A 26303-nucleotide genomic window follows, 5' to 3' on the forward strand; every position below is an offset into this window, starting at 1 on the left:
GGGGCATCAAAGTTGAGTGGATTCAGCTCAAGGCGCACGGGGGCCACGTCGGGCCCGAAAGGGTGGGGCGGGCGGCGTCGTCGTTCCTAGAATCGAAGCACCAGAGACGTTCCCAGCAGCAGGAGGACACCGTGCCCAAGGCGGGGAAGAACGGTCGCGCACGTCAGGACGAGATTCCGTCCACGCTGCGGCGCTCGGACGAGAAGGCGCAGGACACGTTCGCGCAGGCGTACGACTCTGCGGAGGACGAGTACCACGACGAGTCCCGCGCGGCCCGCACCGCGTGGGCCGCGGTGAAGCACACCCACGAGAAGGTGGGGGACCACTGGGAGCCCAAGGAGGAGAACGGCCCGTCGGACGCCAGCGCGGAGCAGGGCGGGCTCAACTCCGAGGACACCGCCGGGGGAGTGGATGCGAACGCCTCCAAAGAGCACCTCTACGGGATCGCCCAGGAACTGGACGTGCAGGGCCGCTCGGACATGACCAAGGACGAGCTGGTGGAGGCCATCGAGAAGGCGAACGACAAGAGGACGCGGGACGCGCGGGACTGAGGCCCTAGAGCACCCGCCCCAGGAACACCGAGGCGGTGGTGTCCCGGTGGAAGGGCTCCACGGGCTCGTAGCCGCGGTTGCGGAACATGGCGATGCCCTCGGTCATCTCCGGGTTCAGGGAGACCACGGCCGTGGTGGCGCCGAAGGAGCGCACCTTGTTCTCGAGGGCTCGGACCAGGGCGCGGGCGTGGCCCCTGCCGCGGTGCTCCGGGGTGACCCAGATCCGGCGCAGCTCCACGCGCTCGTCGTCGATCCGCCGGACCGCTCCGCAGGCGATCACGGCTCCTGTGACCAGGTCCGTCATGAGGAAGAAGTCCCCGTGGGGAGGCGTCACGTCCTCCGGGCCGGAGACCTCGGTGAGCTCGGGGTCGAACCCGCCGTCGATCCGGTGGTCCAGTTCGCTGAAGTACGCGCTCAGGGCCTGCAGGGTGTGCTCGCTCGCGGCCTGACCCTCCACGATGCGGACCGGTGCGGTGGAATTCATCCCACCATGGTGGCACCTCCATGTGCTGTTCACCAGGGATGGTGTGATGTAGCTTTCGTTCGTGACCGAGACCCGCTCCGGCGCCGCGCCGCGCCTGTCCATCCTGGTTCCCACGCCGCTGCTGATCACGGAGATCACGGAGCCGGCGGCGAACCGCAACCGCAGCCCCCACGAGTCGGACGTGCACATGCACCCCGGCGGGCAGGGCCTGTGGGTGGCCCGCATGGCCGGTTCCCTGGGCGCGGACGTCTCCGTGAACGGTCCCTTCGGTGGTGAGCTGGGCACCCTGATCCGCTCCATGCTGGACGGGCTCGGGATGCAGGTCAACGCCGTGCGCTACGGGTACGGCAACGGCGGCTACGTGTACGACCTGCGCGGTGAGGACCGGGAGACCGTGGCCCACATGCCCCCGCCCGAGCTCTCCCGCCACGAGCTGGACGACCTCTACGGCACCGCGTTCGTGGACGCCCTGGCCTCGGACGTCCTCACGGTCACGGGCGCGGAACCCGGGGACGTGCTGCCGGCGTCGTTCTTCGGGCGGCTCATCCGGGACACCCGGGACGCGGGGACCACCGTGGTCGCGGACCTGAGCGGCGCTCCTGCGCTGGCCGCCGTGGACGCCCACGTGGACGTGCTCAAGATCAGCCACGAGGAGGTCCGGGACCTGGACCTCGGCTCGGACGACACCCCCGAGTCCCTCGTGGACGCCGGCCGGGCGCTCGTGGAACGGGGTGCGGGCGCCGTCGTGGTCTCGCGCGCCAAGGACCCGGCGCTGCTCGTGGAGAAGGACACCGTGCGGGAGGTCTCGGCGCCGTCCATCACGCCGCTGGACCACCGCGGGGCGGGGGACTCCATGACCGCGGGCATCTCCGTGGGGCTGGCCCGTGGGCTGGACCTGGTGGATGCCGTGGCCCTGGGTGCCTCGGCGGGAGCGCTGAACGTGGCCCGCCGCGGGCTCGGCACCGGCAACCGCACGACCATCGAGAAGTTTGCCCGCCAGATCACGGTGCGCACCCTCTCCTGACGGGCCTGGTCACAGGGGACGCCACCCTGGTCCGGGCCCGGGCCGCGTGCCACCATGGATCCCATGCACATCCTGGTCACCAACGACGACGGCATCTCGTCCCCGGGACTGTCGGTGCTCGCGCAGGCCGCGCTGGACCGCGGGCACAGTGTCAAGGTGGCCGCCCCCGCCGAGGAGTACTCGGGCGCCAGCTCGTCCCTGTCCGGCGAGGAGATCGACGGGCGGATCGCCCTGGTCCCCGCGGAACCGCCCCGGATGCCCGAGGGCGTGGAGTGCGTGGGGGTGAAGGCCGCCCCCGCGCTGATCGCGTTCCTGGCCTCCTACGGGGCCTTCGGCCAGCGCCCGGACATGATTCTCTCCGGCGTGAACCTGGGCGCGAACACGGGCAAGGCCACTCTGCACTCGGGCACCGTGGGTGCGGTGCTCACGGGCGCGTCCCACGGGATTCCGGGGATCGCGGTGTCCATCACCTCCGGTGCCCCCCAGCACTGGGACACGGCCCTGCTGGTCACCCGCTACGCCCTGGAGCGCTGGGAGCAGCGCCCGTTCGACGAGTGGATTCTCAACGTCAACGTCCCGGACGTGTCCCCGGATCGGCTGCGCGGGCTCAAGCCCGCCCGGCTCGCGAGCTTCGGCGCGGTCCAGGCACAGATCGGGCGCGGGGACGAGAAGCACATCGCGGTGACCTACAGCGCGGAGACCGGTCCGGAGGAACCCGAGAGCGACCACTACCTCCTCACCCACGGCTGGGCCACCGCCACCCTGCTGCGCGCCCCCGTGGACGATCGCACCCAGGACACCCATGCCGTGCCGCGCCAGGAGCTGGGGATCGCGGGGCCCACGCCGTTCTGGGACGTCACCCTCCCGGGCCTCACGGACGACGACGCCGCCGCACCCGGTCCCGGCGACGTCACCGTGGACTCCGCCACGGTCATGCGCCGGACCTGACGTCCCGCCTCCCGTGAGCGGTAGGCACACGACGATCACGACGTCCGCCACCGGTCCCTGCACGTTCACACGGTGAGCGGATAGTCTTCCCGCGAGAACACTCGCCCGTCCCAGCCGGCCACCGGCCGGGGCCAGGGTGGGAACGGACCCCCTGCCCCGGTGGAGCACGGACGGTCGCGGACCGAGAACCAGCACGAAGCGGAGGCCCCCCATGGCGTCGACACCAGCGGCGGAAGCCCAACCCGGCGGCGTCGCCACCGTGGACGCCCCGAGCCGCAGGGACTGGGTGGCCCTCGGAGCGCTCGCTGCGGGGCTCGGAATGATCGTGCTGGACGGCACGATCGTGGGGGTCGCCCTGCCCGCGATCATCCAGGACCTGGGGCTGAACCTCACGGACGCGCAGTGGGTCAACAGCCTCTACGCGGTGCTGCTCGCGGCGCTGCTGCTGTCCACGGGCAAGCTCGCGGACCGCTGGGGACGCAAGACCATGTTCATGGTGGGGCTCGTGGTCTTCGCCGGGGGCAGTCTGCTGGCGGCCCTGTCCGGCACGGCGGGGGCGCTCATCGCGTCCCGCGCGGTGCAGGCGCTCGGGGCGGCGTTCATCATGCCGTCCACGCTGTCCACCGTGAACGCGCTGTTCCGCGGTAAGTACCGCGGCCCGGCCTTCGGGGTGTGGGGCGCGGTGATGTCCGGCGCCGCGGCGATCGGCCCGCTGGTGGGCGGCGCGCTGACCCACTGGGCGTCCTGGCACTGGATCTTCCTGGTGAACCTGCCGCTCGCCGCGGTCATCGCGGTGGTGGGGTGGACGAGCATCACCAACACCCGCAGCGACGTGCGCGAACGCGGTGCGGACGTGGACGGTGCCATGCTCAGCGCCATTGCGTTCGGCGCGCTGGTGTTCGCGATCATCGAGGGCCCGGCCATCGGCTGGCTCACCCCCACGGCGGACTTTTCGATCTTCGGGTGGGTGTGGCCCGCCACGGCGCCGGTGTCCATCGTGGCGATCGCGCTCGTGGTGGGGCTCGTGGCGCTCGCCCTGTTCGGGGTGTGGGAGCGCCACCGCGCGAAGGTGCGCCGCTCGGCACTGCTGGACCTCGGTCTCTTCCAGGTGCGCACGTTCTCGTGGGGCAACCTGGCCGCCGCCATGGTGGCCGTGGGCGAGTTCGCGATCATCTTCGTGCTCCCCCTGTACCTCACCAACGTGCTGGGCCTGAACATCATGCAGTCCGGGCTGGTGCTCGCGGCCATGGCCATCGGCGCGTTCATCTCGGGCGCGTCCGCCCGGCACCTCGCCGCGAAGTTCGGGGCGCCCGGGACCGTGCTGATCGGCCTGGGGCTCGAGGTGGTGGGTGTGGTGGTGCTCGCCCTGGTCATGGGCCCGGGCACCGCCGCGTGGCTCGTGGCGCTGCCGCTCGTGGTCTACGGCGTGGGCCTGGGGCTCGCGTCCGCGCAGCTGACCGGCACCGTGCTGCGGGACGTGCCCGTGGCGTCGTCGGGGCAGGCCTCCGCGACGCAGAGCACCGTCCGCCAGATCGGCTCGGCGCTGGGCACGGCGTTCGCGGGCGCGGCGCTGTCCGTGTCCATGAGCCTCACCCTGCCCGCCGCCCTGGACGCCACCGGGCTCGACGCCGCCCAGGCGGACCAGCTCGCGGAGGCCACCCACCAGTCCGCGGGCGGCATGATCCCGCAGCTGCAGGCGCAGGCGGAGCAGCACCCCCTCGGGCCGGAGACGCAGCACGTGATCGACGCCCTCTCCACCGGCTTCACGCACGCCACCCAGTGGGCTCTCGTGATCGCCACCGGGTTCATCCTGCTCGGCTTCCTGGGTGCGCTGCAGGTGCGCCGGGCGGCGCGGCGGGACGATACGCCCGCGGCCTGATCGACTCTCGCGCGCCGCTTCCGAAGCCGCTGGCGCCGTCCAGCCGACGACGCCGCACGGCCGGCCCCATCCGTCGTCTCACCCCGGTCGCACGGCGGGGGAGAGTGCCCGAAGGGTCATTGTCCGGGCCTGTGCTGTCTGAGACGGTGGAAGGCCGGGAGATTCCCGGTGGAACGACCCGAGCGGGTGAGGCGGAGATGTCCACGAGCGAACCGAACGCCTTCGAGGCACGCCATGGCGGACGGAGGTCTGCGAAAGGCGCACCAGTGGGCGACTCGGGCGAGTCCCAGCCCCGGCGGCAGGAGATCCTGAGGGCGGATCCGTACTATCCCCACACAGCGTGGCGGACGGTTATGACGTGGCTGCTCTACTTCTTCGTCTTCCTGGGGTTCGCGGCACTCCTCACCCTGATCGTTCCGGACCGCCAGTTCGGGTGGTATTACGTGGCATACACCGCCGTGTTTGCCACGGTCGGCACGGCCATTCAGATCGTGAACCGCAAGGCTCGCGTGCGGATGCTGGAGAACTCGGACCAGATCTCGCGTGCGCACGAGACCCAGGCCACCCCGGGGATCAGCTAGCTCTGCGTCCCCCGCACCGTCGGCAGCGCGTACCAGCGGGCCAGGGGCGCCAGATCCGGCACGTCCTCCACACCGTCCAGGGGCTGCCACCGCAGCTCCTCGATCTCCGCGGCCGGCACCGGGGTCTGCGTCAGCGCCACGGTGCTCATGAACACGTGGCTGTGCAGCCCGTGACCGGGTTCGTTGGCGGCGTCGCTGTGCCACTCGCCCACCGGCACGAGGTCCGCGGCGGACAGCTCGATCCCCAGTTCCTCGCGCACCTCGCGGATCCCGGTCTCCTCGGGGGTCTCGCCCGCCTCCGGTTTCCCGCCGGGGAACATGAACATGCTGGTCCCGCGCTTGCGCGCGGTCAGCACACAGCCGTCCGAGGCGCGGCGCAGGACCACGCCGGTGACCTTGATGACGGGGCGGGCGGCGTCGTCGTTCCCGGAGGGGGAGGAGGACGGAACGGGGGCCTGGCGGGGATCATGGGATGCGGACACGCCTGCCAGTGTAAGGAGACACCATGACCAACCCCCTGACCACCCTGCCCGTGCCCGTGGTGCAGGCGCCCATGGCGGGCGGGCCGTCCACGCCCGCGCTCGCGGTGGCCGTCGCGCGCGCCGGCGGGCTGGGCATGCTCGCCGCCGGGTACAAGAGCACTGAGGCGATGGCGGAGGAGGTCCGCGAGGTCGCGGCGCACACGGACCGCTTCGGCGTGAACCTGTTCGTCCCCGAGCGGGACCCGTCCGATCCCACCGCGCTGGCGAACTACGCCCGCGCCCTGGCCCCGGTGGCCGCTGAGCTGGGCGTGCCCGCCCCGGAGCCGGGCGCGTACGTGGACGACGAGTACCCCGCGAAACTCGACCACCTCACGGCCCACCCCGTCCCACTCGTCTCGTTCACGTTTGGCCTGCCCACCGCGGACGACGTCGCCCGGTTGCGGAACGCGGGCAGCGCCGTCGTGCTCAACGCGACGTCTGCGGAGGAGGTGGCGGCAGCGGCCCGGCTGCGCCCGGACGCAATCGTGGTGCAGGGCGTCGAGGCGGGAGGGCACCGCGCAACCCACGGGCAGGCAGGGCAGCCGGAGGAGATCACCACGGCCGCTCTCCTCGACGCCGCACGGGAGCTGACCGACCTTCCCCTCGTTGCCGCGGGCGGGATCGCGGGCCGGGACGACGCCGCCGCCCTCCTCGCGCGGGGTGCTGCGGCCGTGCAGGTGGGCACGCTGTTCCTCACTGCGGTGGAGGCCGGCACCAAGCCCGCTCACCGGGAGGTCCTGCTGGACGGCACCCACACGGAGACCCTGGTGACCCGCGCGTTCTCCGGGCGGGCGGCCCGAGCGCTGCGCAACGGCTTCACCGACCGGATGGCCGCGCACGAGGTGACCGGCTACCCCCAGGTGCACTACATGACCGCACCAATGCGGGCGGCGTCGTCCGCGGACCCCGAGGGGCTGAACCTGTGGGCGGGCACGGGCGCGGCGGCCTGCCGGGAGACCAGGGCGGCGGAGGTCGTGGAGCTGTTCCGGGGGCTGTGAACGGGTCTCAGCACACGCCGATCGACCGTCTGCGCCACCTGACCTGACTGAACGCCGCGCGAACTTTTACCTACCATACGTATGGTAGGCTCACCGCTGTGACAACCAAGACCGAGATCCTGGACAGCGCGCTGGAGGTGCTGCGCTCCGGGGGCGCCCTCACCATCGATGCCGTGGCCCGTGCCGTCGGCATCACCAAACCCGGGGTGGTGCACCACTTTCCCACCAAGGACAGGCTCTCCGTGGCCGTGGTGGACCACCTGCTCGACCACTGGGAGACGGAGTTGATGCATCGCGCGGGACCAGACCCGGACGCCGTCACACGCCTGCGCGCCTGCGTGGAGTTCGCGCTGCTGAACGAGCTGGACCCGGCGGACCTCGCCGTCCTCGCAGACTCACGGCTGCGTCCGGAGCTTGCCGCCCGGTGGAGCGAGCGCATGAGCGAGTGGTTCGGGGACTCCGACCGCCCGAACATCGTGGCAGCCCGCCTGGTGGCGGACGGTGCGTGGATCGACCGCTGCCTCGGGATGCTGGACCTGGACGAGGAGCACCGGCGCGCCGTCGTGGACGTGACCCTGCGCCTGGTGGACAGCGTGCCCGTGGCAGAAGGTTTCGAGAAGAAAGAGAGGGCGACCGCATGAAGAAGTGGCTCTTCCTGGTCCTCGCGATCTGCTGCGAGGTGATCGGCTCGCTGTCCATGAAGGCCGCCGTGGAGGCGCCCGGGTTCTACGCCCTGACCGCGGTCGGCTACGTGGGTGCGTTCGTCTGCCTGTTCGCCTCGCTGCGCAACGGCATGAGTCTGGGCGTGGGCTACGGCATCTGGGGTGCCTCCGGTGTGGCCGCGACCGCCGTGATGTCCATGATGATCTTCGGCGAGCCCATCACCCTGCTCATGGCCGTGGGACTCGTGGCCGTCATGCTGGGTGTGCTGCTCGTGGAGGTCGGCTCGCAGCTGGCCCAGCGGAACCAGATGGACCGGAGCGGGGCGGACCGGGGCGGGGCCGACGGCGCCCGGACGCCCGGGAGCACACGCTCGACCCCCACCGCAACGGAGGCCACCCGATGACCGCCCTCTCCTTCCTGCTCCTCGCACTCTCGATCCTCTGCGAGGTCACGGCCACGGTCTGCCTGCGCATGGCGACCGCGGGTGGCCGGACGTGGTGGGTCGGCGTGGTGCTGGGCTACCTCACGGCGTTCACGCTGCTGGCCTCCGTGATCGCCCAGGGCATGGCGCTCGGGGTGGCCTACGGCATCTGGGCCGCCGCCGGGGTGGCGCTGACGGCGGTGATCAGCCGGATCTTCTTCAAGGAGCCCCTCACGTGGGTCATGAGCCTGGGGCTGGTGCTGATCGTAGGCGGTGTGCTGCTCATCGAGACGGGCGCGGCCCACTGACGGGGTCGGGCCCGGGGGTTACTGTGGGAGCAGTCACCGGCCCGCAACGGTAGCCCGCTCACCCCACGGAGGCACCATGCCCACTCAGAAGATCGTGGCCCCACCGGCCAAAGCCGCCATGTTCCTGGTCCTCACCGTCAACGAGGGCGCGGAGGCCCAGGTGGCGGACGTCCTGACGGGCGTCTCGGACCTCACCAAGGCGGTCTCGTTCCGCGTGCCCACGAGCAACCTGCTGTGCGTCGTGGGCATCGGGCACGACGCCTGGGGTCGGCTCTTCGACGCCCCGCTGCCCAGGGACCTGCACCCGTTCAGGGAGTTCCACGGGGAGGTGCACTCCGCGCCGGCCACCCCGGGGGACATCCTCATCCACCTGCGTGCCGGCACGCAGGACGTGTGCTTCGAGCTCGCCAAGCAGCTGATGAGCAGGCTGCGCCCTTACACGCAGGTACAGGACGAGGTCCACGGCTTCAAGTTCTTCGAGGAGAGGGACCTGCTGGGCTTCGTGGACGGCACCGCCAACCCGGAGGACGAGGACGCCCAGTCGGCCGCCGTGGTGGGGGACCAGGACCCCTCCTACCGTGGCGGGAGCTACGTGCTTGTCCAGAAGTACCTGCACCAGATGGACGAGTGGGAGGCCCTGTCCACGGGTGAGCAGGAGCGGGTGATCGGGCGCTCGAAGCTCGAGGACATCGAGATGTCGGACGAGCAGAAGCCCGCGAACTCCCACGTGGCGCTCAACGACCTCGACGACGTGGACGGCCACGCCCGCGAGATCATGCGGGACAACATGCCGTTCGGCGAGGTGGGCTCGGCCGAGTTCGGCACCTACTTCATCGGCTACGCCGCGGACCCCGCGGTCACCGAGACCATGCTGGAGAACATGTTCATCGGCAACCCGCCGGGAACGTACGACCGCATCCTCGACTTCTCCACGGCGGTCACGGGCGGCCTGTTCTTCGCCCCGCCCAGGTCCTTCCTGGACGACCCCACCACGGTGCCCGCCCGGGACACCTCCTCCGGTGCCGACGCTCAGAACGACGACGCTCCGGACGACGACGCCGCGCCCGCCTCCCCCGTGCCCGCCGCCGCCGCGGACGGTTCTCTGGGCATCGGCAGCCTCAAGCGGCCCTGACGCCGGCCGAACACACCACACGACAACCTGATCCAAGGAGCTGACGATGAACAACCTGTACCGCGATCTCGCCCCCATTTCCTCCGCAGCCTGGTCCGACATGGAGGACGAGGCCCGCAGGACCTTCCGGGCCCGTGTGGCCGCGCGCCGCGTCGTCGACATGCCGGAGCCCGCCGGCGCGGAGTTCTCCGCGCTGGGCACGGGGCACGTGAGCCGCATCGAGGCGGACACCACCGGTGTGCAGGCGCTGCAGCGCCACGTGGTGCGCGTGGTGGAGCTGCGCGCCCCGTTCACGGTGAACCGCTCGGACGTGGACAGCGTGGAGCGCGGCGCCACGGACCCGGACTGGCAGCCCGTGAAGGACGCCGCCGTGGCCCTGGCCTCCGCCGAGGACCGCACGGTGTTCTACGGCTCGGACGCCGCCGGGATCCAGGGCATCGCGCCCGCGAGCGACAACGGCCGCGTGAGCATGCCGCAGGATGTCCGCGAGTTCCCGGACGCGGTGGCGAAGGCCAAGACGGAGCTGCGGCTGGCCGGTGTGGCCGGGCCGTACAACCTGCTGCTGCCCGCGGACCTCTACACGGAGGTCACGGAGACCACCGACCACGGCTACCCGATCTACGACCACATCTCCCGCATCCTGGGCGACGGCAGCATCATCTGGGCTCCCGCGCTCGACGACGCCCTGCTGCTCTCCGCGCGCGGCGGCGACTACGAGCTGCACCTGGGTCTGGACACCGCGATCGGATACTCCTCTCACACGGCTGAGACCGTGGACCTGTACCTGCGTGAGACCCTCACGTTCCGGGTCAACACCTCCGAGGCGAGCGTGGTCATCTCCCGCTGAGCCCGGTCCGCACCAAGAGTCCGCCAGACACGGCGAACTCACCGCGCACGAAGAACCCGCCGCGCACTCCCCCAAGGAGTGCGCGGCGGGTCGTTTCATGCCCGCGCGCGGCGGTGAGACCCCCGCGGGTCAGCCCCTGCGCAGGAACCCGGCGAAGAACTCGCCCAGCTCGGCGGTGGCGTCCAGCGGGAGGACGGCGGCCACGTAGTGGTCCGGGCGGACCACCACCACGGCGCCGTCGCGGCTGATCTTGCGCACGTCGAAGACGTCCTCGCCGGGGATCGCTGCGTGGACGCGCTCCCAGTAGTTCAGCTCGAATGGGCCCACCTGCGGTTTGAAGACGCGGGGGACGGCGTTGATGTCCACGTCCGTGTAGGGCTGCTGGTAGGTGACGTCCACGTCGAAGAGCGTGGCGTCCCCGTCGCCTTCGCGGCGGTAGGCCACCAGCGGTGAGGCGGGGTCGTTCTGCAGCCACTCGGCGAACGCGGTGGTGGGGGAGTCCGCACCGGCCACGGCGGAGTCCGCGTACACGTGGATGCGCCAGCGCCCGTCCGCGGTGGCCTCGTGGCCCTGGTGCACCACCATGGAGTCGCACACGCGCTGGACTTTCGCGGACTTGAAGCGCTTGCCCACAGGCCAGCCCTCCGCGAGGTCCTGGTGCTCGGTTCCGGCCACGATCAGCGAGGGCTTGTACTCGGTCATGAACCCGGCCGGGAACTCGGCGGTCTTGACGTAGAACTCCTCCAGGTACTTGGGGTCCGGCAGCTTGTCTTGCGGGGTGGCCATCAGGGTGGACCACTCGCGGTCGAAGTCGATCAGGTTCTTGGCGATGACCTGCCGCTCCTCGGAGTAGGTGTCCAGGAGGGACTCGTCCGCGCGGCCCGAGAGCACCGCGCCGAGCTTCCAGCCCAGGTTCCAGCCGTCCTGCATGGACACGTTCATGCCCTGCCCGGCCTTCGCGGAGTGGGTGTGGCACGCGTCCCCGGCGATGAACACGCGGGGGCAGCGGGTGCCGCGGTCCTCGGTGTCGACGTCGTCGAAGTGGTCCGTGAGGCGGTGGCCCACCTCGTACACGGAGGACCACGCCACGGACTTCACGTCCACGCTGTAGGGGTGGATGATCTCGTTCGCGCGGCGGATGACCTCCTCCACGGGGGTCTTGCGGATCTCGTGGTTGTCGTCCTCCGGGACCTCGCCCAGGTCCACGTACATGCGGAACAGCAGCCCGCCCTCGCGCGGGATGTGCAGGATGGAGCCGTGCACGGAGTTGATCGCGCACTTGGTGCGGATGTCCGGGAAGTTCGTGTTGGCGAGCACGTCCATGACGCCCCACGCGTGGTTGGCGCCCTTGCCCTCGAGCTTGCGGCCGATGGCCTTGCGCACGCGGGATGCGGCGCCGTCGCAGCCGAAGACGTACTGGGCGCGCACCGTGCGCTCCTCGCCCTCGCGGGGGCCGGCAACGTAGCGGACGGTGACGGCGACCGGGTACTCCTGCTCCTGGTCCACCTCCAGGCCCACGAACTCGATGCCGTAGTCCGGCTCGATCTTCCCGGGGCCCCGCTTGGCGGAGCGCAGGAAGTAGTCCAGCACGCGCGCCTGGTTGACGATCATGTGGGGGAACTCGGAGATGCCGTGGGGGTCGTCCGCGGGGCGGCCCGTGCGCACGATGTTCTGCGGGTTGGTGGGGTCCGGGTTCCAGAAGCACATCTCCCGGAGCATGAACGCTTCCTGGATGATCTCCTGGGCGAAGCCGAAGGACTGGAACGTCTCCACGCTGCGTGCCTGCAGCCCGTCCGCCTGGCCGATCTCCAGGCGCCCGGTGCGGCGCTCGATGATCCGGGTGCTGACCTCCGGGTACTGGGAGAGTTGCGCCGCGGCGATCACACCGGCCGGACCGGATCCCACGATGAGCACGTCCATGGTGTCCGGGAGGTCCTCGGGGCGGTCCACTCCGTGGCCGCGGGCCTCCTCCACGCGGGGGTCCTCCGAGACGTATCCGTTCTGATGAAAAAGCATGCCTTCTCCTGCGTTCTGCGATGGGACGGGCCTGCGGTGCGGTGCGAGCCACAGTGCTCGGACCGCCGTGGACCGGTGCGCATGAAAGTCTGTCGTGCAGATCATATACGATATGTGGTGCAGGTAACAGGATGTTCTCGATCCCATGGAAGTGTGACGCGTGGTCGTCCCGGGAGCTTCGCGGGTCACAGGCCCGGGTTCTGCCCGCCGGGCCGTTGCCCCGTCACAATGGTGTGATGCAAACCACTTGTCGCCTTCGGTCAGATAATATACGATTTTGAATAACATTCTGCCGATCACGAGGAGGCGGTCACGGTGACCGAGAACCCCCAGAACGCCCAGCACGCCGCGGACGGCACCGCCGCCGCGCAGCCCGTGCCGGTGTGTCCCGGCAAGATCGTCGCCGTGCACGTTGCCTATGAGTCCCGCGCGGCCCAGCGCGGTCGCAAGCCCGCCGTGCCGTCCTACTTCCTCAAGCCCGCCAGCTCCCTGGCCGGCTCCGGCGCCGTCGTTGAGCGCCCCGCGGGCACCGAGCTGCTCGCGTTCGAGGGGGAGATCGCCCTCGTCATCGGTACGCCCGCCCGCAACGTGTCGCTGGAGGAGGCGTGGGACCACGTGGCCGCCGTGACGGCCTCCAACGACTGGGGCCTCTACGACCTGCGCGCCGCGGACAAGGGCTCCAACCTGCGCAACAAGGGCCGGGACGGTTACACCTCCCTGGGCCCCTCGCTGATCGACGCCCGCGAGGTCTCCCCGGAGCAGCTGCGCGTGCGCACGTGGCTCAACGGCCAGGTGGTCCAGGAGGACACCACGGCCCCTGAGAACATGATCTTCCCGCTCGCCCAGTTCGTGGCGGACCTCTCCCAGCACGTGACCCTGGAGGAGGGGGACGTGATCCTCACGGGCACCCCCGCCGGTTCCTCGGTCGCGCAGCCCGGGGACGTCGTGGAGGTGGAGGTGGACGCGCCGACCGCGGCCGGAGCGCCGTCGTCCGGCCGCCTGCTCAGCCGCGTGACCGAGGGCCACGAGCGTTTCGACGAGGGCCTGGGCGCGATGCCCGCCGTGAACGACACCCAGCGCGAGGAGGCGTGGGGCTCGCGCGAGTCCGCGGGCCTGCCCGAACAGGGGGCGGAGCACGCGCTGAGCCCCGCCCTGCGCGCGAAACTCGACAAGGCCCCCACCGCGGGGCTCTCCGCCCAGCTGCGCAAGCGCGGGCTGAACAACGTGGTGGTCGCGGACGTCTTCCCGCAGACCCCCGGCACCAAGCTGGTGGGCACCGCCAAGACCCTGCGCTTCGTGCCCAACCGCGAGGACCTCTTCAAGGCCCACGGCGGTGGCTACAACGCCCAGAAACGAGCGTTCGACGCCGTGGGCGAGGGCGAGGTGATCGTGATCGAGGCGCGCGGGGAGACTGGTTCCGCGACCCTCGGTGACGTCCTCGCGCTGCGCGCCCGCCACAACGGCGCGGCCGGTGTGGTCACGGACGGCGGCGTGCGGGACTACGCCGCGGTGCAGGAGATCGGGCTGCCCGTGTTCTGCAAGGGCCCCAACCCGGCCGTGCTCGGCCGGCGGCACGTGCCGTGGGAGTTGGACGTGGCCGTGGCCTGCGGCAACGTCACGGTGCTCCCGGGTGACGTGGTCGTGGGGGACGACGACGGCGTCGTCGTGATCCCGCGCGAGCTCGCCGAGGAGGTGGCCCAGGACGCCCTGGCCAAGGAGCACGAGGACGCCTGGGTGGCCGAGCGCGTGGCAGAGGGGCACCCGGTGGACGGGCTGTTCCCGCCCACCGGCGAGTGGAAGCAGAAGTTCCAGCAGTGGCTCGCCGAGAACCCGCTGCCCTCCGAGTGACCCGCGCCTGACCCCCGAGACCCCCCGAACCGAACCGAGGACCACATGCCCCTGACCGCGAACGCCGCACCCTCCAAGGCGCAGCGCGCGTACGAATGGATCAAGGCCCAGATCATGTCCCAGGCGTTCTCCCCGGGCTACCGCCTGGTGCTCGCGAGCATCGCCGAGACGCTGAGCATGTCCGTGGTGCCGGTGCGCGAGGCCATCCGGCGGCTCGAGGCCGAGGGCCTGGTGACGTTCGAGCGCAACGTGGGCGCACGGGTGTCCATGGTCAACGGCGAGCAGTACACCTACAGCATGGAGACCCTCGCGGTGCTGGAGGGCGCGGCCACCGCACTGTCCGCGGCGCACATCACCGCCGAGGACCTCGCCCACGCGCGGGAGCTCAACGCCTCCATGGAGGCCTCGCTGAAGAACTTCGACCCGCAGACGTTCACGGAGACCAACCACGAGTTCCACCGCGTGCTCGCGTGCCGGTGCCCCAACGAGCGCCTCAACGACCTGGTCACGGTGGAGTGGGAACGCCTCAACCACCTGCGGACCTCCACGTTCTCGTTCGTCCCGGAGCGCGCCCGTGCCTCGGTGAACGAGCACCACCACATCCTCCACCTCATCGAGACCCACGCCCCGGCGGACGCCGTGGAGCGTGCCGTCCGCCAGCACCGCGCCGCGACCCTCGCCAGCTACCTCAGCAGCCGCGAGGACCGTGGTGCGGCGCAGCGGCGCACCGCGTGAGACAACCCACCGAATCCACTGATACGAGGAGTCATCCCATGGCCGCTCTGCAGGACACCAAGCCCGAGAACCTTCCCGAGTCCATCCGCCACTACATCGGCGGCGAGTGGGTGGACTCGATCGACGGGGACACGTTCGACGTGCTCAACCCCGTGACCAACGAGCCCTACATCACGGCCGCCTCCGGCAAGAAGGCGGACATCGAGGCCGCCGTGGCCGCCGCCAAGAAGGCGTTCGAGGAGGGCCCCTGGCCCAAGATGCTCCCGCGTGAGCGCTCCCGGATCCTGCACAAGATCGCGGACATCGTGGAGTCCCGCGGTGACCAGCTGGCCGCCATGGAGTCCTACGACTCCGGGCTGCCCATCACCCAGGCCCTGGGCCAGGCGCGCCGCGCGGCGGAGAACTTCCGGTTCTTCGCGGACCTGATCGTCGCTCAGATCGACGACGCCTACAAGGTCCCCGGGCGCCAGGTGAACTACGTGAACCGCAAGCCCATCGGCGTGGCTGGTCTGATCACCCCGTGGAACACCCCGTTCATGCTCGAGTCCTGGAAGCTCGGCCCGGCGCTGGCCACCGGCAACTGCGTGGTGCTCAAGCCCGCGGAGTTCACCCCGCTCTCCGCGTCCCTGTGGCCGGGGATCTTCGAGGAGGCCGGCGTGCCCGCCGGTGTGTTCAACCTGGTGAACGGCTTCGGCGAGGAGGGCTACGCCGGTGACTCCCTGGTCAAGCACCCGGACGTGCCCCTGATCTCCTTCACGGGCGAGTCCCGCACGGGCCAGATCATCTTCGGCAACGCCGCCCCGTACCTCAAGGGCCTGTCCATGGAGCTGGGCGGCAAGTCCCCGGCCGTGGTCTTCGAGGACGCGGACCTGGAGGCCGCGATCAACGCCACGATCTTCGGCGTGTTCTCCCTCAACGGCGAGCGCTGCACCGCGGGCTCGCGCATCCTGGTGCAGCGCGGGATCTACGACGAGTTCGTGGAGCGCTACGCCGCGCAGGCCAAGCGGGTGAAGGTGGGTCTGCCCTCGGACCCCAGCACCGAGGTGGGCGCCCTGGTGCACCCGGAGCACTACGAGAAGGTCATGTCCTACGTGGAGATCGGCAAGCAGGAGGCCCGCCTGGTGGCCGGTGGCGGCCGCCCCGAGGGCTTCGAGACCGGCAACTACGTGGCGCCCACGGTGTTCGTGGACGTCAAGCCGGACGCCCGGATCTTCCAGGAGGAGATCTTCGGTCCGGTGGTGGCCATCACCCCGTTCGACACGGACGAGGAGGCCCTGGAGCTCGCCAACAACACCAAGTACGGCCTGGCCGCCTACATCTGGACCAGCGACCTCAAGCGCGCCCACAACTTCGCGCAGAACGTGGAGGCGGGGATGGTGTGGCTGAACTCCAACAACGTGCGCGACCTGCGCACCCCGTTCGGCGGCGTGAAGGCCTCCGGGCTGGGCCACGAGGGCGGCTACCGCTCGATCGACTTCTACACGGACCAGCAGGCCGTGCACATCAACCTGGGTGAGGTGCACAACCCGGTGTTCGGCAAGCAGGAGGATGCCGCCGCCAAGACGGACGGCTGAGCCCCGCCCACGCAGCACCCCCACGCCAGTCCCACGCCGCTCCCGCTCCGCCGCGGGCCGCCCGGTCCGCGGCGGAGCGGACGGCCACCAGAACCCCACGACCCTGTCACTCCCACCACGAAGGACACACCATGACGAATCCCGCTGATCGGACAATGACGTCCTCGGGCTTCTACGTTTCGCAGGAAGCCCCGATCACCACGGACAACCCCATCAAGACCCCGAGCGCCCCGGCGCCGGACATCCTGCGCTGCGCGTACATGGAGCTCGTGGTCACGGACCTGGCCAAGTCCCGCGAGTTCTACGTGGACGTGCTGGGGCTCACGGTCACGGAGGAGGACGAGAACACCGTCTACCTGCGCTCGATCGAGGAGTTCATCCACCACAACCTGGTGCTGCGCCAGGGGCCCGTGGCCGCCGTGGCCGCGTTCTCCTACCGCGTGCGCACCCCCGAGGACCTGGACAAGGCCGTGGCCTTCTACGAGGAGCTCGGCTGCCGCGTGGAGCGCCGTGCGGAGGGCTTCACCAAGGGCATCGGCGAGTCGGTGCGCGTGGAGGATCCGCTGGGCTTCCCGTACGAGTTCTTCTACGACGTGGAGCACGTGGAGCGCCTCGCGTGGCGCTACGACCTCTACACCCCGGGCGCCCTGGTGCGCCTGGACCACTTCAACCAGGTCACCCCGGACGTTCCCCGTGCCACCAAGTTCATGCAGGATCTGGGCTTCCGCGTGACCGAGGACATCCAGGACGAGCAGGGCACGGTGTACGCCGCGTGGATGCGCCGCAAGCCCACCGTGCACGACACCGCCATGACCGGCGGCGACGGCCCCCGCATGCACCACGTGGCCTTCGCAACCCACGAGAAGCACAACATCCTGGCCATCTGCGACAAGCTCGGTGCGCTGCGCCAGTCGGACAAGATCGAGCGCGGGCCCGGCCGTCACGGCGTGTCCAACGCGTTCTACCTGTACCTGCGGGACCCGGACGGGCACCGCGTGGAGATCTACACGCAGGACTACTACACCGGTGACCCGGACAACCCCGTGGTCACGTGGGACGTGCACGACAACCAGCGCCGCGACTGGTGGGGCACCCCCGTGGTCCCCTCCTGGTACACGGAGGCCTCCCTGGTGCTGGACCTGGACGGCAACCCGCAGGAGGTCGTCTCCCGCACGGACGACTCCGAGCTCGCCGTGACCATCGGCGCGGACGGCTTCTCCTACACGCGTCCCTCCGAGGGCGAGGAGTCCATGCCGGACTGGAAGAAGGGCGAGTACAAGATGGGTCACCAGCTCTGACCCGTTCCTCCCGCGCGTGAGCCGCTCCCGCCCGCCCGCCCCGGCGGCTGCGGGTGCGGCTCACGCCAACCGGACGACGACGCCGCTCGCGCCCTTCCCGGGTGAGCGGCACCCGGCCCTGCGGGGCACCCGGGTGACGGAGCGTCGGGAAGCCGGCGCAGCGGCGTCGTCGTCCCCTGCGGACACGGCGCACGGACCAACCGAAAGGCAAGGACATGTTGGAGCACGAACGCGTGGTGGCCATCGCGGACGAACTGGCCGCAGCGGAGGCCAACCGCACGATGATCGAGCGGCTCACGCTGCGCTACCCGGAGATGACCGTGGAGGACTCCTACGCGGTGCAGAACGAGTGGCGGCGGCGCGCGCAGGAGTCCGGGCGGCGGCTCGTAGGGCGCAAGATCGGGCTGACGTCCAAGGTGATGCAGGAGGCCACGGGGATCACGGAACCGGACTACGGAGCGATCTTCGCGGACCAGGTCCACGAGAACGGCTCGGTGATCGAGCACGGGCAGTACTCGAACGTGCGGATCGAGGTGGAGCTGGCGTTCGTGCTCAAGGACGAGCTGCGCGGACCGCACACGAGCATCTTCGACGTGCTGCGGGCCACCGAGTACGTGGTCCCGGCCCTGGAGATCCTGAGCTCGCGGATCGAGATGGAGGGCCGCACGATCGTGGACACCATCTCGGACAACGCGGCCCTGGGTGGAATGGTCTACGGCGGCAACCCCGTGGCACCGGACGCCGTGGACCTGCGGTGGGTGTCCGCGCTGCTGTACCGCAACGAGACCCTGGAGGACACGGGGGTGGCTGCGGCCGTGCTCAACCACCCCGCCAACGGCGTGGCGTGGCTCGCGAACAAGCTGGCGGCCCACGGGGACGCGCTGGAGGCCGGGAGCATCGTGCTGGCCGGGTCCTTCACCAAGCCCATGTGGGTGCACCCCGGGGACACCGTGCACGCGGACTACGGACAGTTGGGAGCCATCACGTGTCGCTTCGAGTGAACGACCTCATCCACACCTTCCGCTCGGAGGGTGCGGCCAACCTGCCGGGTGTGCTGCCGAGCCTGAAGGACCTCTTCGCGCTGCCGCGCACCCCGGAGGACCCGGTCACGGGCATCTTCCTGTCCTCGGGGGACCCCACGGCGGCGGAGATCTGCGCGAGCGCCGGCTTCGACTACCTCCTGGTGGACGGCGAGCACTCGCCCCTGTCCCTGGAGTCCATCCAGGCCCAGCTGCGCACGATTGCCGGGTACCCCACGCTGTCCGTGGTGCGGGTTCCGGACAACGACGAGGTGCTCATCAAGCAGTACCTGGACCTCGGGGCGCAGTCGCTGATCGTGCCCATGGTGGACTCGGCGGCCGAGGCGGAGGCCGCGGCCCGGTCCGTGGCGTACCCGTCCGAGGGCGTGCGCGGCGTGGGGGCCGCGCTCGCCCGCTCCGGGCGCTGGGGCGGGATCCCCGGGTACCTGCCGCGTGCCCGGGAGACCATCACCCTGGTGGTCCAGGCGGAGTCCGCCGCGGCCGTGGCGGGCATCGAGGAGATCGCCGCGGTGGACGGGGTCGACGGCGTGTTCGTGGGCCCCTCGGACCTCGCCGCCTCCATGGGGCTGATCGGGCAGCAGACCCACCCGGACGTCGTCGCCGCCGTGAAGCACGTGATCACCGCGGTGCAGGCGGCGGGCAAGTTCGTGGGCGTCAACGCGTTCGCGCAGGACCAGGCGCGGGACTACCTCGCCGCGGGTGCGGACTTCGTGAACGTGGGCGCCGACGTCGCCCTGCTGGCTTCCGGGGCACGGAACCTGGCGGGGGCGTTCCGGGGCTGAGCCCTCCGGGGGTATGAATAAACCCCGGCCGTCACACTCGCGTGGGCTGCGCCGGGGGCTACTCTTCCAAGTATGCAGGGTGCCTCCGGTGGACCGTGACCGCGGGGCTATGGTCTGTGCATGACTGAACTCGTGCGATACACCGTGGACCTCGCCCACGCCTCTCAGGAGAGGGGCGGCTCGAACCGGCTCTCCGCCTACGTCGCGCGGCCCGCCGGGGACGGCCAGTGGCCTGGCGTGGTCATGGTGATGGAGATCTTCGGCGTGAATGACGACATGCGCGCCCACGCCGACCGCATCGCCGGGTGGGGCTACGAGGTCGTCGTTCCGGACCTGTACTCGGAAGGTGGGGCGCGGCGGTGCCTGGTCGCCACGATGCGTTCCCTCATGACGGGCAAGGGCAGGGCTCTGGTGGACATCGAGACCAGTCGGCAGTGGCTGCTCGCCCAGCCGGAGACCACCGAGGCCGTGGGCCTCATCGGCTTCTGCATGGGCGGGGGCTTCGCGCTGATGACCTGCGACCGGGACCGCTACGCCGTGGCGAGCGTGAACTACGGCACCGTTCCCGAGGACGTGGGCCATGCCTGCCCGGTGGTGGGTTCCTACGGTGCGCGCGATCTGCAGAACCGGGGCGCTGTGCAGAGGCTGGAGGCAAAGCTCGACGCCGCCTCGGTGGAGCACGACATCCAGGAGTACCCGAGCGCGGGCCACGCCTTCCTCAATGACTCGATGCCGGGGCCCGCCGCGCTGGCTCCGCTGTGGCACGTGGCAGGCTTCGGGGGCACCCGAGAGGACCGTGAGCACGCGTGGCGGAGGATTGAGGACTACTTTGGGGCGCACCTGGGCGCCTCTGTGTGAGTGCCTGACGGTGTTGCCCCGCACCGGACACAAGCCTTCACGCCTGCGACTGCTAGTTAGAGTCAGAGCATGGACCGCGAACAGCTGAACCGTACGGTCAACGCATGTCGAGACCTCATCGAGCACCGTTTCCCCGGCGATGAGGAGCGCGGGGCAGCCGCGATGCTGCTGGCCGACGGGACGGTTCTCACCGGCACGGCACCGGATGCGGTGAACCCGGCGGTGGAAGTCTGCCACGAGATCGAGCCCTACGCGGCAGCGTTCCGGCTCGAGCAGGAGATCGTGGCGTCCGTGTGCCTGCACCGGGAGGAAGCGGGAAGGTTCCTGGTCCTCAGCCCGTGCGGCGTGTGCCGGGAGCGGTTGGCCGTGCACGGGCCCGATGTGCTCGTCGGTGTTGCCGGGCGCGGGGATCCCACGCAGGTCACGTGGAAGCCATTGCACGAGGTGCTGCCGGACTACTGGATGACCGTGTTCCCAGGCGAGATCTCCAGTCGTTGGCAGTAGTTGTTTCGTCTCCGACCCCTCGGCCGTCAGAGCCCGGGACCATACGAACGTTGAGGCGCGGATCTTCCAACCACGCCGGCCAGGTTCCCTGGGCGTAGCTGAGAGACTCGTGGCATGAATCGTCACCAAACCCTCGCGCTCCTGGCCGAACGTTTGTGCGCCGTTGCACCGGGGCGTCCTGCGCTGGTGGCCATTGACGGATTCGACGGAGCGGGAAAGACGGTTCTGGCAAGGGAGCTGGTGACACTCGTGTCGGCCCGGGGCACGCGGCCTGTCATCAACGTGAGCATGGACGACTTCCACCACCCTCGCGCCCACCGGTATGCAACTGGCCGAGGCCCTGAGAGCTTTTATCGCGACTCCTACGACTACGACGCTTTTCGTCGCTGTGTCATCACACCACTTCGAACTGAGCACGCCATTACCCCGGCCGTGTGGGACGTTGACGAAGACCGGCCTGTCGATGCACGGCCCATCGAGCTGGCACCGGACACCCTGGTGCTGGTGGACGGGATCTTTTTGCACCGGCCTGAACTGCGTGACGAGTGGGATGCTTCCGTGTGGGTTGATGTTCCGTTCAGCGTCTCGGTACCGAGAGGAAACGCGCGTTTTGCCGGGGAACACGACCCAGACCCGGAGGCCGAAGAGCATCACCGTTACGTGGGCGGCCAACGCCTTTACCTGGCCGAGGCTTCTCCCCGGGAGGCTGCAACGTTCATTTTCGAGAACACAGATCTCAACCGCCCGCGGCTTTTCTAGGGTTCGGAAGAATGAGCTTGACGATTCAACGAGGCGACGACAGCTATGAACAGTTCGGCAACGGCCTTGGTTCCCATCCCATGGACTATCGGCAGTAAAATCAGCGCATGACACGTCGACCGACCTGGAGGACGACGACGCACAAGTGGGCGTGGGAAGTCGACCCCGGTCACCTGGCATCGATGCGCGATGTTCTGCTCGCCCCTGGGGTAGCGGGAGGGCGGCGTCACCTGATGATGGAGGTCCTGGCCTATGCGCGGGACGAGGCCATCGCGGCCGCACAGCCAGGGCATGTCCTTGTCACCTACCACGACGACGGATCTGTCACCATCGATGACGACGGTCGGGGAACCGACACCCGCGTGGATGACGATGGCCGGGTCATCCGAAAACCCGTGATGGCGACGGCGGACGTTCGGTTCACGGACCCAAGGCGTTCTCCCCGTCTTCCTGACGGGTTGCCACGCCGGGGAATGTCATCCGTTGCGGCGCTCAGCGACATCCTCACCCACGAGAACCACCGAGGGATGGAAGCGTGGACCCAGACCTACCACTACGGGATTCCTGCGGCAGAGTTGATGTCGGTGACACCCCGCGGCCATTCAGGCACGGTGGTGACATTTCATACGGAGATTGATGGGCCCCAACGCTTGACCCCCGAAGATCTGCGGGCGTTTACGGGAATTCACATAGAAGTGCAATGACCGGTCATTTGAACCGTGCCCCTGTAGCCAAGTGTGGACGGTCTGCGGCGTCTTGCCCTTGTAGCGGTCAGGGGATGCCTAGCATCCGCTCAGCAGGCCCAGCTGACGTGATCAGTCTGCCTGCCATTGAAGCCGCCGCGGGAGAGGCCTTCCGCTCGATCGGGATGCCGGAGGTCGCTGACGATCCTCTGCCCGACGTGCAGCGACTTAAACGGCATGCATCGGCCGGCCGGGCGTGGGTTGCCACGGTCGACAACCAGGTCGTGGCCTATGCTCTCGCCGTGCTGCGTGACGGGAGTGCCCATCTGGAACAGGTCAGCGTTCACCCGGATCATGCCGGGCAGCGCATCGGAGCCAACCTGATCGACGCCGTCACTTCTTGGGCGCGTGACCGGGGCGACGACCGGCTCACGCTGACCACCTTCGCGGACGTCCCCTGGAATGCCCCCTACTACCGCAAGCTGGGCTTTCGTGCCCTGCCGGACGATGCCCTCGGGCCGCAACTCGCCGCCGAACTCTCCGAGGAGCGCATGCGGTTCACGGCCCCTCGGGTCGCGATGGCCCGTGACGTGTGACGGGGTAGCGACCACCAGGGTGCTCGACCGCTCGGGAATGCCCCACACCAGCCCCACCCGTCTCGCGACGCGCTGATGCACGCGCAGTGCGGCCGGGATGCAGCACCACGAACGCGCAGCGCAGGGAAGAAGTTTCAGGCGCCCGTTTCCACAGTGAGCTGCTCCGGACGGTGCAGCGCCTCCACCACGTCCGCGTACCGCCGACGCTTGTTCGTGGCCAGGACGGAACCGCGGAGCGGGCTCAGCTCACCAGCCCGGCGCACGGCGTGGGCCAGCAGATCTGCGCCGGGAACGGCGTCGTCGACAATTCCTGCCGCCGCGGCCGCAGGGGCGTCGTAGCGCTCGGACAGGACCATGGCGCGGTGGGCGTCGCGCGGGGCGAGGCGGGCCGTGACCAGGGCGGACAGTCCGGAGGTGAACGGGACCCGGATCGAGGTCTCGGGGAGGCACAGGAACCCGCGTTCCGAACGGGCGCAGCGCTCGTCGCACGCGAGGGCCAGCAGGAGCCCGCCGGCGTAGCAGTGGCCATTGATCGCGCAGACCGTGGGGACCTCGGAGACCAGCAGACGAGCGACAAGGCTCTGGAATGCCGCGCTGTACTCCGGCTCCACGAAGAGCTCGGGGACGAGCCCGTTCGAGAAGAACTTGCCCTGAGCCGTGATCACCAGCGCGAGCTCCCCGGGCGTGGACTCCACCCGCGTGAGGGCGGCGTCGATGGCCCGCATCCGCTCGTACGTGAAGCGGTGGTCGCCCTCGGGCGAGTCGCTGATGTCGAGGACGAACACGTTCTCCTGGCGGGTCAGCTGAGTCATCTCGTCAGCATGGCACACGCCCGCCCACGGACGCGGCCGGGCAACCAGCGCCGGGCGCCGGACCGTGGACGGCGGCGCGTCCCCGCACTCTAGACTCGCCTCACATCCCAGGACGAACGGAGCCCTCATGACCACCGCGAACCAGAGCACCCCGGGAGCCGAAAGCGCGGCGGAGCACGCAGCGGACGTCGTCGTGATCGGCGGCGGGCCCGCGGGGGAAAACCTGGCGCAGTATGCGCACGACGGCGGGCTCTCCACCGTCATCGTGGAGGAGTCGCTCATGGGTGGCGACTGCTCGTACTACGCATGCATGCCCAGCAAGGCGCTGCTGCGCCCCGTGGAGGTGGCGCGCACCGCCGCGCACCTGGAGGGCGTGGACTCCCCGGCCGTCCGGGTGCGGGAGCTTCTCGCTCGCCGGGACGCGTGGGTCTCCCACTACGACGACGCCGCGCAGGTCCGCTGGGCGGAGGGCGCCGGTCTGCGCGTGGTGCGCGGGCACGGGGAGATCACGGGGCCGCGCACCGTGCGGGTCACCGGTCCGGACGGCAACCGGACGCTGACGGCCCGCCGTGCGGTGGTCATCGCCACCGGCTCCACCGAGGTGGCCCCGCCCGCCCTGGAGGGTCTGCACGCGTGGAGCTCCAAGGACGCCACCGGGGTCGTGGAGGTCCCGCCGCGCCTGGCGATCGTGGGCGGCGGTGTGGTGGCCGTGGAGGCCGCCACCTGGCTGGCCGCTCTCGGCTCCTCCGTCACGATGCTCGTGCGCGGCGACGCGCTGCTCGCGAAGAACGAACCGTTCGTGGGGGAGATCGTCAAGGACGCCCTCGAGGACGGCGGGGTGGACGTGCGGCTGAACACCACCGTGGAGACCGCCCACCGCGCGGAGGCGCGGGACACCGGACTCGGCCGGATCCACGGCGGCCCGGTGCGGCTGGGCACCACGGGCGGTCCGCTGGAGGTGGACGAGGTGCTCGTGGCCACCGGCCGCACGTCGCGTCTGACGGATCTGGGGCTGGACTCCGTGGGGGTCACCCCGGAGGATGCCCGCGCCGGGCACCTGCCGGACTGGCTGCACCTGGTCGGGGACGCCGCCGGCACCGCCCTGCTCACCCACATGGGCAAGTACGAGGCCCGCGTGCTCGGCTCCCGGCTCGCCGGACGGCACGAGACCGCCCCGGACGGTCCCGTTCCCGTGCCGCAGGCCGTGTTCACGGATCCCCCGGTGGGTGCCGTGGGCCTGACCGAGGCCGAGGCGCGGGAGGCGGGGCACGGCGTCGTCGTCGCGGAGGCCCCGATCACCGGTGCCGCCGGAGCCGCCCTGCTGCGGGACGACGCCGCCGGGCACGCCACACTCGTGGTGGACGAGGACTCGGGGTGCCTCCTGGGCGCCACGTTCGTGGGCCCCGAGGCCACCGAACTGGTGCACGGGGCGACGATCGCAATTGTGGGAAGGGTGCCCGTGAAGCTGCTGCGCCACGCCGTTCCGAGCTACCCCACGGTCTCCGAGATCTGGTTGCGGCTGCTGGAAGAGCTGCCCGCGGAGCTGCGCTGAGGCCTGTCCTGGTCGGCCTGGCGTGCCGAGCGCCGCAAGAGGTGCCCCGTGGGACGTGATCTGCGGCCCCGGAAGGGCTTCGCTCGGGACGGTGGGAACGCGTCATGCCGTGGCGCGCGCCCGGAGAGGCCACGAGTCCGGGATGCTGAGCGCGCGGCGGGCACCATGTCGTGGCGCGCCCACTAGCCTGGACCCATGACGAGCACCGAGCGGCGGCCCCTGTCCGCCCACCTGCGACTCGCGATCGCCGTGGCGGTGGGCGTGGTCGCGGGCGGGATGGCCTCCCTGGCCCTGGACGGGCTGCTGGCGGTGCTGGTCGGGGCGTGCGGTGTGTCGCTGGCGTACGTGGTGCTGGCGGTGTCCGTGCTGTGGCCCATGGATGCCGCGCGCACGCGCAGGAACTCGGTGCGCGAGGACTTCCAGCCGCTCGTGCAGGAGGCCACCGTGGTGGCACTGTCCCTGGTGAACCTGCTGACCATCATGGTCATCCTGGTGCGCGGAGGCACCGAGACCCGCACCACCGGTGCCGTGCTGGGGCTGCTGGGCATCCTGCTCACGTGGGCCATGCTCCACCTGATGTACGGGGCGCGCTACGCCCACGAGTACTACCGGCACCCGCAGGGCGGGATCGACTTCAACGACCGCGAGCCCCCGCGGTACGTGGACTTCCTCTACTTCTCCTTCAACCTGGGCATGACGTTCCAGGTCTCGGACACCAACGTGAGCACCACACGGCTGCGCGCCGTGATCCTGCGCCACTGCCTGCTGTCCTACATCTTCAGCACGGTCATCCTGGCGGCCACGGTGAACGTGGTGCTCGGTGTGCTGCCAGGATGACCGCGCCTGCTTCTCTCCCCGCGCTCTGCGCCCCGCAGTGACGGCCGATGGG

Annotated in this window: 28 protein-coding genes; 24 read left to right on the forward strand and 4 right to left on the reverse strand. The window is 70.2% G+C overall.

The window, feature by feature from the left end; genetic code table 11:
* The first annotated feature begins 131 nt into the window (after positions 1-131).
* A complete protein-coding gene (locus P8S73_RS07980) occupies positions 132-551 on the forward strand; it encodes a ChaB family protein (protein WP_039100718.1) in 420 nt (139 codons plus the stop codon).
* Between the two features lie 4 nt (positions 552-555).
* Here P8S73_RS07980 and P8S73_RS07985 read toward each other — a convergent pair whose 3' ends face one another.
* Positions 556-1035 carry a GNAT family N-acetyltransferase gene (locus P8S73_RS07985; protein WP_101888122.1) on the reverse strand — a complete coding sequence of 160 codons (480 nt, stop codon included), beginning with the start codon at positions 1033-1035 and terminating at the stop codon, positions 556-558.
* Positions 1036-1096: 61 nt separating this feature from the next.
* Here P8S73_RS07985 and P8S73_RS07990 point away from each other — a divergent pair, with 61 nt between their 5' ends.
* The 4 genes from P8S73_RS07990 to P8S73_RS08005 all read left to right on the forward strand — a co-directional run bounded on the left by P8S73_RS07990 (position 1097) and on the right by P8S73_RS08005 (position 5467).
* Positions 1097-2059: a 1-phosphofructokinase family hexose kinase gene (locus P8S73_RS07990; protein ID WP_039100720.1), complete on the forward strand. Its 963-nt coding sequence runs from the start codon at positions 1097-1099 to the stop codon at positions 2057-2059.
* Between the two features lie 63 nt (positions 2060-2122).
* The gene (surE, locus tag P8S73_RS07995) at positions 2123-3007 is read left to right on the forward strand and encodes a 5'/3'-nucleotidase SurE (RefSeq protein ID WP_396350312.1); all 885 of its coding nucleotides are present in this window, start codon (positions 2123-2125) and stop codon (positions 3005-3007) included.
* A 211-nt stretch (positions 3008-3218) separates the two neighbouring features.
* Positions 3219-4886: an MFS transporter gene (locus tag P8S73_RS08000; protein WP_396350313.1), complete on the forward strand. Its 1668-nt coding sequence runs from the start codon at positions 3219-3221 to the stop codon at positions 4884-4886.
* 353 nt (positions 4887-5239) lie between these two features.
* Positions 5240-5467, forward strand: a complete 228-nt coding sequence (locus P8S73_RS08005; protein WP_223246133.1) for a hypothetical protein — start codon at positions 5240-5242, stop codon at positions 5465-5467.
* Here the strand turns inward: P8S73_RS08005 and P8S73_RS08010 are convergent.
* Positions 5464-5949, reverse strand: coding sequence for an NUDIX domain-containing protein (locus P8S73_RS08010; protein ID WP_396350314.1), 486 nt, complete (start codon positions 5947-5949; stop codon positions 5464-5466). The two genes, P8S73_RS08005 and P8S73_RS08010, sit on opposite strands and share 4 nt — an antisense overlap.
* A 23-nt stretch (positions 5950-5972) precedes the next feature.
* Between P8S73_RS08010 and P8S73_RS08015 the strand changes: the two genes are divergently transcribed.
* From P8S73_RS08015 to P8S73_RS08040, 6 genes are all read left to right on the forward strand, one after another.
* Complete coding sequence (locus P8S73_RS08015; RefSeq protein WP_058954933.1) at positions 5973-6986, forward strand: nitronate monooxygenase family protein; 1014 nt, start codon at positions 5973-5975, stop codon at positions 6984-6986.
* A gap of 98 nt (positions 6987-7084) precedes the next feature.
* Positions 7085-7627 carry a TetR/AcrR family transcriptional regulator gene (locus tag P8S73_RS08020; RefSeq protein WP_396350315.1) on the forward strand — a complete coding sequence of 181 codons (543 nt, stop codon included), beginning with the start codon at positions 7085-7087 and terminating at the stop codon, positions 7625-7627.
* Positions 7624-8052, forward strand: a complete 429-nt coding sequence (locus P8S73_RS08025) for a multidrug efflux SMR transporter (protein WP_295109292.1) — start codon at positions 7624-7626, stop codon at positions 8050-8052. Before P8S73_RS08020 ends, P8S73_RS08025 begins: the two co-directional genes overlap by 4 nt.
* Positions 8049-8378 carry a DMT family transporter gene (locus P8S73_RS08030; RefSeq protein ID WP_396350316.1) on the forward strand — a complete coding sequence of 110 codons (330 nt, stop codon included), beginning with the start codon at positions 8049-8051 and terminating at the stop codon, positions 8376-8378. The genes P8S73_RS08025 and P8S73_RS08030 overlap by 4 nt, the downstream gene beginning before the upstream one ends.
* A 76-nt stretch (positions 8379-8454) precedes the next feature.
* Complete coding sequence (locus tag P8S73_RS08035) at positions 8455-9510, forward strand: Dyp-type peroxidase (protein WP_295109288.1); 1056 nt, start codon at positions 8455-8457, stop codon at positions 9508-9510.
* Between the two features lie 46 nt (positions 9511-9556).
* Positions 9557-10357: a family 1 encapsulin nanocompartment shell protein gene (locus tag P8S73_RS08040; protein ID WP_295109286.1), complete on the forward strand. Its 801-nt coding sequence runs from the start codon at positions 9557-9559 to the stop codon at positions 10355-10357.
* A 129-nt stretch (positions 10358-10486) separates the two neighbouring features.
* Here the strand turns inward: P8S73_RS08040 and P8S73_RS08045 are convergent, their stop codons facing one another.
* On the reverse strand, positions 10487-12373 hold the full coding sequence (locus P8S73_RS08045) for an FAD-binding monooxygenase (protein ID WP_396350317.1): 1887 nt from the start codon (positions 12371-12373) through the stop codon (positions 10487-10489).
* A 315-nt stretch (positions 12374-12688) separates the two neighbouring features.
* Here P8S73_RS08045 and P8S73_RS08050 point away from each other — a divergent pair, with 315 nt between their 5' ends.
* From P8S73_RS08050 to P8S73_RS08100, 11 genes are all read left to right on the forward strand, one after another.
* A complete protein-coding gene (locus tag P8S73_RS08050) occupies positions 12689-14221 on the forward strand; it encodes a fumarylacetoacetate hydrolase family protein (RefSeq protein ID WP_396350318.1) in 1533 nt (510 codons plus the stop codon).
* A gap of 45 nt (positions 14222-14266) precedes the next feature.
* Positions 14267-14956: a GntR family transcriptional regulator gene (locus P8S73_RS08055; protein WP_396350319.1), complete on the forward strand. Its 690-nt coding sequence runs from the start codon at positions 14267-14269 to the stop codon at positions 14954-14956.
* 38 nt (positions 14957-14994) lie between these two features.
* Positions 14995-16530, forward strand: a complete 1536-nt coding sequence (gene hpaE, locus P8S73_RS08060; RefSeq protein WP_396350320.1) for a 5-carboxymethyl-2-hydroxymuconate semialdehyde dehydrogenase — start codon at positions 14995-14997, stop codon at positions 16528-16530.
* Positions 16531-16661: 131 nt separating this feature from the next.
* Complete coding sequence (gene hpaD / locus P8S73_RS08065) at positions 16662-17828, forward strand: 3,4-dihydroxyphenylacetate 2,3-dioxygenase (RefSeq protein WP_039100730.1); 1167 nt, start codon at positions 16662-16664, stop codon at positions 17826-17828.
* 215 nt (positions 17829-18043) lie between these two features.
* Positions 18044-18829 carry a 2-oxo-hept-4-ene-1,7-dioate hydratase gene (hpaH, locus tag P8S73_RS08070; RefSeq protein ID WP_102613781.1) on the forward strand — a complete coding sequence of 262 codons (786 nt, stop codon included), beginning with the start codon at positions 18044-18046 and terminating at the stop codon, positions 18827-18829.
* Positions 18830-18879: 50 nt separating this feature from the next.
* Positions 18880-19650, forward strand: a complete 771-nt coding sequence (locus P8S73_RS08075; RefSeq protein ID WP_396350560.1) for an HpcH/HpaI aldolase/citrate lyase family protein — start codon at positions 18880-18882, stop codon at positions 19648-19650.
* Between the two features lie 120 nt (positions 19651-19770).
* Complete coding sequence (locus tag P8S73_RS08080) at positions 19771-20508, forward strand: dienelactone hydrolase family protein (protein WP_259463944.1); 738 nt, start codon at positions 19771-19773, stop codon at positions 20506-20508.
* A 69-nt stretch (positions 20509-20577) separates the two neighbouring features.
* Positions 20578-21012, forward strand: coding sequence for a cytidine deaminase (locus P8S73_RS08085; protein WP_121566820.1), 435 nt, complete (start codon positions 20578-20580; stop codon positions 21010-21012).
* A gap of 114 nt (positions 21013-21126) precedes the next feature.
* Complete coding sequence (locus tag P8S73_RS08090; RefSeq protein WP_102613785.1) at positions 21127-21771, forward strand: uridine kinase; 645 nt, start codon at positions 21127-21129, stop codon at positions 21769-21771.
* Between the two features lie 107 nt (positions 21772-21878).
* Positions 21879-22475 (forward strand): ATP-binding protein, encoded by a 597-nt coding sequence (locus P8S73_RS08095; RefSeq protein WP_102613786.1) that lies wholly within the window; start codon positions 21879-21881, stop codon positions 22473-22475.
* Between the two features lie 107 nt (positions 22476-22582).
* Complete coding sequence (locus P8S73_RS08100) at positions 22583-23050, forward strand: GNAT family N-acetyltransferase (RefSeq protein WP_259463945.1); 468 nt, start codon at positions 22583-22585, stop codon at positions 23048-23050.
* A gap of 134 nt (positions 23051-23184) precedes the next feature.
* Here P8S73_RS08100 and P8S73_RS08105 read toward each other — a convergent pair whose 3' ends face one another.
* Positions 23185-23862 carry an enoyl-CoA hydratase/isomerase family protein gene (locus P8S73_RS08105; protein WP_102613788.1) on the reverse strand — a complete coding sequence of 226 codons (678 nt, stop codon included), beginning with the start codon at positions 23860-23862 and terminating at the stop codon, positions 23185-23187.
* A 127-nt stretch (positions 23863-23989) separates the two neighbouring features.
* Here P8S73_RS08105 and P8S73_RS08110 point away from each other — a divergent pair, with 127 nt between their 5' ends.
* Positions 23990-25414, forward strand: coding sequence for a dihydrolipoyl dehydrogenase family protein (locus P8S73_RS08110; RefSeq protein ID WP_396350321.1), 1425 nt, complete (start codon positions 23990-23992; stop codon positions 25412-25414).
* A gap of 195 nt (positions 25415-25609) precedes the next feature.
* Complete coding sequence (locus tag P8S73_RS08115; protein WP_059281511.1) at positions 25610-26251, forward strand: DUF1345 domain-containing protein; 642 nt, start codon at positions 25610-25612, stop codon at positions 26249-26251.
* Positions 26252-26303 lie beyond the last annotated feature (52 nt).

It is taken from the genome of Kocuria sp. ChxB, from assembly GCF_044359605.1.
Classification (GTDB): Bacteria; Actinomycetota; Actinomycetes; order Actinomycetales; family Micrococcaceae; genus Kocuria; species Kocuria rhizophila.